This is a genomic window from Egibacteraceae bacterium (assembly GCA_040905805.1).
In the GTDB taxonomy this organism is placed as follows: domain Bacteria; phylum Actinomycetota; class Nitriliruptoria; order Euzebyales; family Egibacteraceae; genus DATLGH01.
Genome location: JBBDQS010000160.1, coordinates 1 through 10072, shown reverse-complemented (window position 1 = coordinate 10072; position 10072 = coordinate 1). Strand labels below are relative to the sequence as shown.

Annotated in this window: 10 protein-coding genes; 4 read left to right on the top strand and 6 right to left on the bottom strand. The window is 73.9% G+C overall.

All coding sequences use genetic code 11. The annotated features are described in order from the left end of the window. Window positions 1-94 precede the first annotated feature (94 nt). The 3 genes from WD250_17130 to WD250_17120 are packed head-to-tail and all read right to left on the bottom strand — an operon-like array spanning window position 95 to window position 2988. Window positions 95-1435: a hypothetical protein gene (locus WD250_17130; GenBank protein ID MEX2621940.1), complete on the bottom strand. Its 1341-nt coding sequence runs from the start codon at window positions 1433-1435 to the stop codon at window positions 95-97. 9 nt (window positions 1436-1444) lie between these two features. Beyond that, window positions 1445-2137, bottom strand: a complete 693-nt coding sequence (locus WD250_17125; GenBank protein MEX2621939.1) for a cation:proton antiporter — start codon at window positions 2135-2137, stop codon at window positions 1445-1447. Continuing rightward, window positions 2053-2988 (bottom strand): cation:proton antiporter, encoded by a 936-nt coding sequence (locus WD250_17120; protein ID MEX2621938.1) that lies wholly within the window; start codon window positions 2986-2988, stop codon window positions 2053-2055. The genes WD250_17125 and WD250_17120 overlap by 85 nt, the downstream gene beginning before the upstream one ends. Before the next feature lie 316 nt (window positions 2989-3304). On the opposite strand from WD250_17120, the gene WD250_17115 reads away from it, so the two are divergent. The 4 genes from WD250_17115 to WD250_17100 all read left to right on the top strand — a co-directional run bounded on the left by WD250_17115 (window position 3305) and on the right by WD250_17100 (window position 7844). Beyond that, window positions 3305-4075, top strand: coding sequence for an NAD kinase (locus tag WD250_17115; protein ID MEX2621937.1), 771 nt, complete (start codon window positions 3305-3307; stop codon window positions 4073-4075). Between the two features lie 105 nt (window positions 4076-4180). Next, window positions 4181-5830 carry an acetolactate synthase large subunit gene (locus WD250_17110; protein MEX2621936.1) on the top strand — a complete coding sequence of 550 codons (1650 nt, stop codon included), beginning with the start codon at window positions 4181-4183 and terminating at the stop codon, window positions 5828-5830. A 5-nt stretch (window positions 5831-5835) separates the two neighbouring features. After that, window positions 5836-7269, top strand: coding sequence for an aldehyde dehydrogenase family protein (locus WD250_17105; protein MEX2621935.1), 1434 nt, complete (start codon window positions 5836-5838; stop codon window positions 7267-7269). A gap of 11 nt (window positions 7270-7280) precedes the next feature. Further along, the gene (locus WD250_17100; protein MEX2621934.1) at window positions 7281-7844 is read left to right on the top strand and encodes a DM13 domain-containing protein; all 564 of its coding nucleotides are present in this window, start codon (window positions 7281-7283) and stop codon (window positions 7842-7844) included. 19 nt (window positions 7845-7863) lie between these two features. On the opposite strand, the gene WD250_17095 is transcribed toward WD250_17100, so the two are convergent. The 3 genes from WD250_17095 to WD250_17085 are packed head-to-tail and all read right to left on the bottom strand — an operon-like array spanning window position 7864 to window position 10006. Then, a complete protein-coding gene (locus tag WD250_17095) occupies window positions 7864-8004 on the bottom strand; it encodes a hypothetical protein (GenBank protein ID MEX2621933.1) in 141 nt (46 codons plus the stop codon). 23 nt (window positions 8005-8027) lie between these two features. Beyond that, complete coding sequence (locus WD250_17090) at window positions 8028-8849, bottom strand: phosphatase (protein ID MEX2621932.1); 822 nt, start codon at window positions 8847-8849, stop codon at window positions 8028-8030. Next, complete coding sequence (locus WD250_17085) at window positions 8846-10006, bottom strand: acetoin utilization protein AcuC (GenBank protein ID MEX2621931.1); 1161 nt, start codon at window positions 10004-10006, stop codon at window positions 8846-8848. The genes WD250_17090 and WD250_17085 overlap by 4 nt, the downstream gene beginning before the upstream one ends. Window positions 10007-10072 lie beyond the last annotated feature (66 nt).

Genomic DNA, 10072 nt, shown 5'->3' with positions numbered 1-10072 from the left:
CCCCCCCACACCCGGCACAGCAGTGCATCGCCCTCGCAGGCTCGGGCGGTGCGTTGGTTCAGCATCGTCAGGGCGGTCGCTGCGCGACCGCCGGTCAGTCCCGCTCGGTCAGCGCCCGGACCGCCGCCTCGCCGGGCGCGCGGGCCAGGTCCACGCGCGTGCCCGTGCAGCGGTAGGCCAGCCAGCCGTCGGGCGAGTCGCCCACCCCGTCCCCGCGGATGGTCCCGTCCGCCGACGCGGCCCACCATACGGGCAGCGCCGCGCAGAGGGCGCCGGCCTGCTCGGCGGTGTCGAAGACCAGACCCACGCCGACCGCCGTATCGGCCCCCCGTGTGAAGGACCGCGCCTGCCCGCCCGCCCAGCCGGTGGCCAGGTCGGCGGCGCGCTCGACGCCCACCGGGTCGAGCAGCTGGCGCAGGTCGAACTCGCCGAACTCGTCGCGGCGCCCGGGGTCCCAGCCGTCGCCCGGGTCGGCCGCCATGGGCACGTCGACCGCCTCGATCCCGTCCAGGTAGCGCTGGGGATGCAGGATCTGCGCGCTGGTGGTGGGCGGGTGGCGCAGCGCCTCGTCGACCGCCTCCAGGTGGCCCGCGGCCAGCAGCGCCGCCACGAACTCCGGGCCGGCCTCGTAGGGGAAGACGAACCGCGCCACGACGTAGGGGAACAGGCGACCCTCGGGGGAGACGCCGATCGGGCCGGTGTCGTCGCCCAGCTGGGCCTGCTCGTCGCTGGTGAGGAAGCGCTGCGCCCACGTCACCTGGGTGATGACCGCGTCGCCTTCCACCAGCGAGGTGCGGGCGAGCTCCTGGTCGAGCGCCCCGACCTCGACGTCGAGCAGGCCGCCGAGGTCGAAGTGCTGGTCCTGCAGGGCGTGGGACACCTCGTGCGCGCTCGCCCAACGGTTGCCCGGGGTCATCACCTCGGCCGACTGGTTGACGTAGAGGCGCTCCTCCGCGGGCACGTAGAAGCCGATCAGCGTCTCGTCGTAGATCGTGCGCAGCGCCGCGGCGATGTCGGTCCCGGGGGGCAGGAGCCCGAGGGTCTCCAGCATGCGCGTGCGGCTGTCCTGGGACCCGGTCGCGCCGCCCTCGCCGCCGGTGAGGGCCTCGATGCGGGTGACCAGCTCGGCGAGGGGCTCGAAGCGGGCCTCGACGGGGCGCTGGAGGTCGAGGCGGCGCACCTCGGCGATCTGCGCGGCGATGCGGTCGATCTCGGTCTGGCCCGCGTCATGGTCGACGTCCCCGTCGTCGGGATCGTCGGGGTCCTCGGCCGGCGCTGGCGATGGGTGCGCGGCGGCGGTGGCGTCACCCGCCGGTTCGTCGCCGCGCGGCCACAGCCACGTGGCTGCGCCGCCCACCGCCAGGAGCACGACCACGACGGCGAGCACCCGCAGGGGCGTGACCCGTCGGGGCGGGGGCGTGTGGACGACCTCCACGGCAGTCGCCTACGTGACGCGCTTGGCGTTGGCCTTTTTCTTGGCCTTCGCCTTGCCCGCGGGCCTCGGCTTGCCGGGCGTGGCCGCAGGCGGCGGGTCGGACGCCGGCACCTTGCCGATCCCCCAGTCGAACAGCGGCCCGGTCATGATGGTGGTGACCAGGGCCATCAGCACGCCGCCGAGCTGCATCGCCGGCGTGATGACCCCCTGCTGCACGCCGATGAGCGCGACGACGAGTACCAGCAGGCCACGGCAGTTCATGAGGATCCCGAGCACGTTGCCCTCGGCCCAGCTGAGCCCGCCGAGCCGCGAGAACACCGCGCCCCCGGCCCACTTGCCGGCGACCCCGGCGACCAGGAACAGCCCGATGCCGGCGAGCGAGGCCACCGTCAGCTGCGTGAAGTCGGTGTTCAGCCCGGAGAAGGCCAGGAAGATGGGCAGCAGCACGATGGCGGTGAGGTCGAACAGCTCGCTGGTCATGTCGCGGACCAGGCCCTTGCGGGCCGGTAGGACCGCGCCGGCGACGAACCCGCCGACGATCACGTTGATGCCGAGCACGTGGGCCGCCAGCCCCGACAGGAGCACCACCACGATGATGATCGCGAACATGTGGTGGGTCAGGGCCCAGCCGACGCCGGCGGGGGCGAACTCGTCGCGGGCGGACCAGCCGGCCTCGTCGACCGGGCCGCCGAGCTTGCGCACCCGCGCCTCGTAGCGCTTGCCCAGCGGGACCAGCAGCGGGCGCACCACCACCGCCATGACCACCAGGTAGGCGGCGGACAGGCCCACCCCGAGCCCGATCTCCCCGCCGCTGGCGCCAGCGGCGCGGACAACGGCAGCGCGGCGTCGGGCAGGCTGACGCCCGCGGCGACGTCGCCGGCGACCGAGACCAGCACGAACATCAGGATGGTGACCACGGCTGCCGCCGCGACCCCCACCGCGCCCATGGGCGACAGCGTCAAGCCCTTCTCCTGCAGGATGCGGGCCATGACGGGGAACGCCGTGACCGACAGCATCGCCCCGACCAGCAACGCGAACGCGAGCCGGGACGGTTCGTCGGCGCCGCCGAAGTTGGCGACGAACGTCTCGTTGTAGAGCACGGGGTTCAGTGCGAAGCCCAGGGCCACGGGCACCGCCACCACCCCGACGCCGACGAGCAGGATCGAGGTCATCTTGCCCTTGAGCAGGTCGAAGTCGAACTCGAGGCCCACCAGGAACATGAACAGCAGCAGCGCGAGCTGGCCGAGCAGGCCGAGCACGGCGCGCGACTGCGGCGGGAACAGGCACGACGTGAGGCTCGGCTCGCCGCCGGCGCCGAGTGCCGCCTCACAGTCGAGGAAGGCCCAGGGGACGTCCCAGGAGAAGATGGCCGGCCCGAGCAGCGTCGGACCGAGCAGGACACCCGCGATGATCTCGCCGACCACGGCCGGCTGGCCGAGGCGCTTGGCCACCGCGCCGCACAGGCGCGCCATGATCAGGATCACGGCGATATTGAACAAGACGAACGCCACCACCTGCTGCGACGTCAGGTTGGGTTGTGCGACCACATCCATGCGACACCTCGCTGCGACTACTCGCTCACGGTGGGATCGCCGGGCGGTCGTCCGCTCGACCGCCCGCGCGCCCCGCACCCTGCGTCCACGTCACCGCCATGGCCGGGCGCCCGCTGCGCGCGGCCGCCCACGGTGCAGCATGGCACAGCCGGCGCGTGAGCAAAAGGTCTCCGCTGATGCCGACGAGGCTTTCCCTGGTGGGCCGGGAGTGCTACAACCGTGGCACCGGGCGGGCCACGCCCGGTCCTGGGCGACGCAGGACGGGCGCGGCGGGTGCCGGACGGGCGGTGCTGGTCACGAGGAACCCGAGGAGCGGGTGAGCGGGTTGCCGAAGGTCAGCTTCGTGGCCAGCGAGGCGCCGGCCGCGGCTGCGGCCCTGACCGCCCTGTGCGGGCGCTACGGCGACGTGGGTCTCGACGCGGCCGACATCCTGGTGGTCCTCGGCGGCGACGGGTTCATGCTGGAGAGCCTGCACCGCTTCATGGGCCGGGGCTGCCGGCTGTACGGGATGAACCGGGGCACGGTCGGGTTCCTGATGAACGCCTACCGCGAGGACGGGCTGCTCCAGCGGCTGGCGCGCGCCGTGCCCGTGGACCTGCGCCCGCTGCGGATGCGCGCCACCGCCGTGGACGGCGCGGTCACCCAGTCGCTGGCCGTCAACGAGGTGTCGCTGCTGCGCCAGAGCCGCCAGGCGGCCAAGATCCGCATCCGCATCGACGACCGGGTGCGCACGCCCGAGCTGGTCTGCGACGGTGTGCTGCTGGCCACGGCGGCGGGCTCCACCGCCTACAACCTGTCCGCCCACGGCCCGATCATCCCCATGGGCGCGTCGGTGCTGGCCCTGACGCCGATCAGCGCGTTCCGCCCCCGGCGCTGGCGCGGGGCCCTGCTGACCAACAAGGCCCGGGTGCGCTTCGAGATCCTCGAGGCCGACCGGCGCCCGGTGAGCGCCGTCGCCGACCAGGAGGAGACCCGCGACGTCACCTGCGTCGAGGTCTTCGAGGACCCGGCGTACGCCGTCCCGCTGCTGTTCGACCCGGAGCACAACCTCGAGGAGCGGATCCTGAACGAGCAGTTCGCGTACTGAGACGTGAATCGGCCGAGCCTGCGAGGACGATTCTCAGCTGTGCTGGGTGTGGCGGTCGCGCAGCGACCGTCCTGGAGGGACTGACGCGGACGTGGAGGGGACACGATGAAGGCCAGCGACCTGTTCATGCGGTGTCTGGAGGCCGAGGGGGTGCGCTACATCTTCGGCGTGCCCGGCGAGGAGAACGCCGACCTGATGATGTCGCTGCTCGACTCGCCGGTGGAGTTCGTGGTGTGCCGCCACGAGCAGGGTGCGGCGTTCATGGCCGACCTCTACGGGCGCCTGACGGGGCAGCCCGGCGTGTGCCTCGGCACGCTCGGCCCCGGCGCCGCGAACCTGCTGACCGGGGTGGCGAGCGCCAACATGGACCACTCGCCGGTCGTGGCGATCACCGGCCAGGGCGCCACCACCCGCCTGCACAAGGACTCGCACCAGGCGATGGACGTGGTCGGCATGTTCGCGCCGGTCACCAAGTGGGGCGCGACCGTCTGGACCGGGGGCAACATCCCCGAGATCGTGCGCAAGGCGTTCAAGCTGGCGGCCGCGGAGAACCCCGGGGCGACCCTGATCGAGCTCCCCGAGGACGTCGCCAAGGTCGAGGTGGACGACGAGCCCATCGTGCCCGGGCTGAAGATCCGCCGGCCCACCCCCGACGAGAAGACCGTCACCGCGGCGCTGGAGCTGATCGCGCGGGCGCGCTCGCCGATGCTCCTGCTCGGCGGGGGCTGCGTGCGCACCCGCGTGAGCAAGCAGCTGCACCGCTTCGTCGACGCGACCGGCATGTACGCGACGACGACCTTCCACGCCAAGGGCGCGCTGAGCGACCGCCACCCGCAGAGCCTGTTCGCGGCCGGCCTCGGCGCCCGCGACCACGTCATCCGCTGCTTCGAGGAGGCCGACCTGGTCATCGCCGTCGGCTACGACATGGTCGAGTGGCACCCCGACCGCTGGAACGTCGGGGCCGACAAGGCGCTGCTGCACGTCGACTTCACGCCCGCGGAGGTCGACGGCGCCTACCGCCCCGACGTCGAGGCGGTCGGCGACATCGCCGCCTGCCTGTGGGCCATCAACGAGCGCCTGACCGACGACCACCGGGGCAAGGGCACCCCCACCGGGGCGGAGGTCCGCAAGACCCTGGTCTACGAGATCACCGAGGAGTTCTCCGCCGACGACGGGTTCCCCATGAAGCCCCAGCGCATCCTCGCCGACCTGCGCGCGGAGATGCGCGACGAGGACATCGTCATCAGCGACATCGGCGCCCACAAGATGTGGACGGCGCGCCACTACCCGGCGTACGCGCCCAACACCAGCCTGATCTCCAACGGGTTCTGCTCGATGGGCATCGCCCTGCCCGGCGCGATCGCCGCCAAGCTCTGCCACCCCGACCGGCGCGTGGTCGCCCTGCAGGGCGACGGGGGCTTCATGATGAACGTCGCCGAGCTGGCCACGGCGGTGCAGCACGGCATCGCCCCGGTCAACCTCGTCTGGGACGACGCCGCCTACGGGCTGATCGCCTGGAAGCAGGAGGTCGCCTACGGCAAGACCTCCCACACCGATCTGCGCAACCCCGACCTGGCCGAGCTCGCCCGGGCCCTCGGCTGCCATGGCGTGCGGGTCACCGGCTGCGACCAGCTGCGCCCCGCCCTGCAGGAGGCGTTCACCGTGACCGACCGGCCCTCGGTGATCGTCGTGCCCGTCGACTACGCCGAGAACATGCGGCTGACCCGCCGCCTCGGCGAGCTGCTCCAGCACTGATGGCGGTGGAACGCCACCCGCTGTCCATCCCGGGCCACCCGAGCGGTGATGGGTCGTTCGCCCCGGTGGTGTCGGCCTACACCGGCGCGCCGGTGGCCGAGGTCGAGCAGGCCGACGCCGCGGCGATCGACCACGTCCTGGCACGCCAGCGCGCCCTGTTCGCCGACCGCGACGGGTGGCTGCCCACCCCCGAGCGGGTCGGGGTCCTGCACCGGGCGGCGGGCCTGCTCGCCCGGCGGCGCGACACCTTCGCCGACACGATCGCCACCGAGGGCGGCAAGCCCCTGGCCGACGCCCTGGTCGAGGTGGACCGGGCGGCCACCGGCCTGGTGCTCGCCGCGGAGGAGGCCGGACGGCTGGCGGGGGTGGAGGTGCCGATGCGGGCCACCGACGCGGCGCGGGGCCGCCTGGCGTTCACCACCCGCGAGCCGATCGGCGTGGTCGCCGCGGTCAGCGCGTTCAACCATCCCCTGAACCTCGTCGTGCACCAGGTGGCGCCGGCCGTCGCCGCCGGCTGCCCGGTGGTGGTCAAGCCCGCCTCGGCGACCCCGCTGTCGTGCCTCGCGCTGGTCGAGCTGCTCGTCGAGGCCGGCCTGCCCCCGGGCTGGGCGGTGGCGCTGCCCTGCCCCGGGGCGGTCGCCCAGGAGCTGGTCACCGACGCGCGCATCGCCTTCCTGTCCTTCATCGGCAGCCATGCGGTGGGCTGGCGGATGCGCTCGCAGCTGGCCCCGGGCGTGCGATGCGCGCTGGAGCACGGTGGCGCCGCCCCGATGATCGTCGACGAGGGCGCTGACCTGGACCTCGCGACCCAGCTGATCCGCAAGGGCGGCTACTACCACGCCGGCCAGGTCTGCGTGAGCGTGCAGCGCGTGTTCGCCGTGGGCGGGGTCACCGCCGAGCTGGTCGCCCGCCTGGAGGAGGCGGTCGCCTCGCTGCGCGTCGGGGACCCGCTGGACCCCGCCACCGAGGTCGGCCCCCTGATCGCGCCCGCGGAGGTCGAGCGGGTGGGGGCCTGGGTGGACGAGGCCGCGGCGCTCGGGGCGCGGCCGGCGGTCGGCGGGGCGGCCGTTTCCGAGCGCGTCTTCGCCCCGACGCTGCTGGTCGACGCCCCCGCCGAGGCCCGCGTGCTGCGCGAGGAGGTGTTCGGCCCGGTGGTCAGCGTCGTCGGGTGCGCCGACCTCGACGACGCCATCGCCCGGTCCAACGCCGTGCCCTGGGCGTTCCAGGCCGCGGTGGTCACCCGCGACATCGACCGCGCGCTGCGCGCCGCCCGCCGCCTCGACGCCACCGCGGTGATGGTCAACGACCACACCGCCTTCCGCGTGGACTGGATGCCCTTCGGCGGCCGGGGCCCCTCGGGGCTCGGCCTTGGCGGCATCCCCTACTCCGTGGAGGAGATGACCCGCCCCAAGCTGATCGTCCTGGCCAGCCCCGAGTGATCGGAGACCTGATGGAACGCTCCGCACGCAAAGCCTGGCTGCTGGTCGCGGCCGTTGCCGCGGTGGTGGTCGTCGCCGTGGTGCTCGTCTGGTTCCAGCCGCAGACGCTGCTGTTCGACCGGGAGGCCGCCGAGGAGCTGCCGGGGGTGGTCGCGGGCGAGGCCGCCACGGAGGGCGGGGCCGGGGGCGGGGCCGGGGGCGGGGCCGAGGGCGGGGCCGGGGGCGGCGCCGTCACGTTCGACGAGCTCGCCCGAGGCGCGTTCGCCGGCTTCACCGGCAAGCACGGGACGGGCACCGCGCGCCTGCTCGCGAACGACGACGGCACCCACCTCGTGCGCTTCGAGGACCTCGACACCAGCAACGGGCCCGACCTGCGCGTGTACCTGTCGGCCGCGCCGGCCGACGGTGACGAGGCCGCCCACGACGTCGACTTCGTGGACCTCGGCGAGCTGACCGCCAACCGCGGCGACCAGAACTACCCGGTGCCCGCCGAAATCGACGTGACCCGCTTCCGCAGCGTTGTGGTCTGGTGCCGGCGGTTCAGTGTCGGCTTCGCCGCGGCGCCCCTGGAGTGAGCGGGCCCGTCGGGCCACGTCAGTAGCCCTTCGCCACCGCGTCGGCGACCTCTTCGTCGTCGGTGTGGTCGTACCAGCTGGACCGGTTGTGGTCGAAGTAGTGGTGGGCCTCGTAGCGGAAGTTGCCCGGGCCCCCCGGCGAGAGGCAGATGCTCCCCATCCAGGGTGGGGCGCCCTCGGCGGCTAACGGCCGGCGAGCCCGCCCAGCACCGCGGCGGTGACCGGGACGAAGGAGCTCGGGGCCAAGTTGTCGTCGATGGGCAGCACGGCGTCGGTGCGGCCCCGGACCTGCGCCAGGGGCAGGGCGGGATCGTTCACGTCGGCGATCGACAGCGTGGCGATCCCCGCCTCGATCGCGGCGCCCGCCATGCCGTGGTCGGCGATCACGAGGTCGGGCGCGGTGGCGCCCAGCGCGTCGAGCATGGCCTCCATGTAGGTGGCGACGTGGGTGTGGCGCAACGACCCCCCGTCGCTCACGCAGGCCACCCCGTCGAGGAAGCGCACGCTGCGGGGACGACCGTCCTCCGCGGTGTGGACCGCCTGGTCGTCCAATGGCATCAGCAGGTCCGCGCCCGCCGCCTGCAGCGCCCGGGCCAGGGTGGCGTAGTGGGGCAGCAGGCCGGTCGGGTGGCCCGTGGCGAGCAGCACCCGCCCGCCCGTGCGGGCCAGGGCGGCGACCCCGTCGCGGTGCCGGGCGATGGCCGCCATGGTCGCCTCCGGGTCGATGTAGCCCGGACCGGCCGGCGGGTCACCCCCGGGGTCCCCGCCGCACAGGACCTGGACCGCGTGGACCGTCTCGAGCAGCGACGCGGACCGCCAGTCGGAGAGCCCGAAGGTGAACTCGGGGTGGCCGGCCACCAGGCGGGTGCAGTTGGTCACCGTGGCCTGGGGGCTGGTCGCGACCTCGCCGGCCAGCCGGGCGCGCACCAGGTGGGCGCGCAGGTCGGCGGCGCCATCCCCGTGCTGCTCGTCGATGCGGTTGGCGGTCTTGGCACGCCGGTTCACGTGAGTCGCTCCAGGAGGTCGAAGGCGCTGGCCTTGAGATCCTCGACGCTGCGCCGGGCGCCGTCGCGGCAGCGTTCGAGGTGGTCGGCCGGCAGGTGCACGTCGTCGTCCAGGAAGTGGGCGGGGGGACGCTCGCCGAGGCGCTGCTCGACGGTGGCGAGCCAGTCCCATGGCACCTCGACGGGCACGTCGGCCCCGGTCAGCTCGGCGAAGTAGATGGTCCACGCGCGCGGCACCACCGACGCGATCTGGTACCCGCCGCCGCCGGTCGCCACCCAGCGCCCGTCGGCGTGGCGGTGGGCGAGGTCGTGCAGCCGGCGCGCCAGCTCGCTGTAGTCGTCGGTGGTCAGCGCCAGGTGCGCCAGCGGATCGGTGATGTGCGTGTCGCACCCGAGTTGCGTGACGAGCACCTGCGGCCCGAACGCGTCGAGCGCAGCCGGCACGATCGCGTCGAACGCCTCCAGGTACACCGCCCCGGGCGTCTGGGGCTCCAGCGGCACGTTCAACGACGAGCCGCGTCCGTCGCCCTCGCCGACCTCGTCGGGGAACCCGGTCCCGGGGAACAGGTAGCGCCCGGACTCGTGCAGGCTGACGGTCAGCACCCGCGGGTCGTCGTAGAAGAGGGTCTGCACCCCGTCACCGTGGTGGGTGTCGACGTCGACGTAGGCCACCCGCGTGGCCCCGTGGCGCAGCAGCCACTCGATGGCCATGGCCGGGTCGTTGTAGATGCAGAAGCCGGCGGCGCGGTCGGCCATCGCGTGGTGCAGGCCGCCGGCCGGGTTGAACGCGTGGGTTGCCGTGCCCTCCCACACGGCCTGCGCCGCGGCCACCGAGGCGCCGCAGACCTCCAGCGACGCCTCGTGCATGCCGGCGAACACCGGGTTGTCGCCGAGCCCCAGCCCGTGGATCGCCGAGCTCCCCAGCTGGGGCTCGGCCGACAGCCGCTTCACGATCTCCACGTAGCGGGGGGTGTGGATGCGGACCGCGTCGTCGGCGTCGAACGGGGCCCGGGGCAGGGTCAGGACGCCGTCGCGGTCGGTGAGCCCGCAGGCGCGGATCAGCGCGACGGTCAGCTCCACGCGCACCGGCTTCAGCGGGTGGAAGGGGCCGAAGTCGTAGCGCAACCCGTCGTCGTTCCAGATCAGCGCGGTGGACATGCCGACAGCCTACGTGCCCGGCCGCGCCGGCCCCGCCCCGCCGGCCGCGCCGGCCGCCCCGGCCCC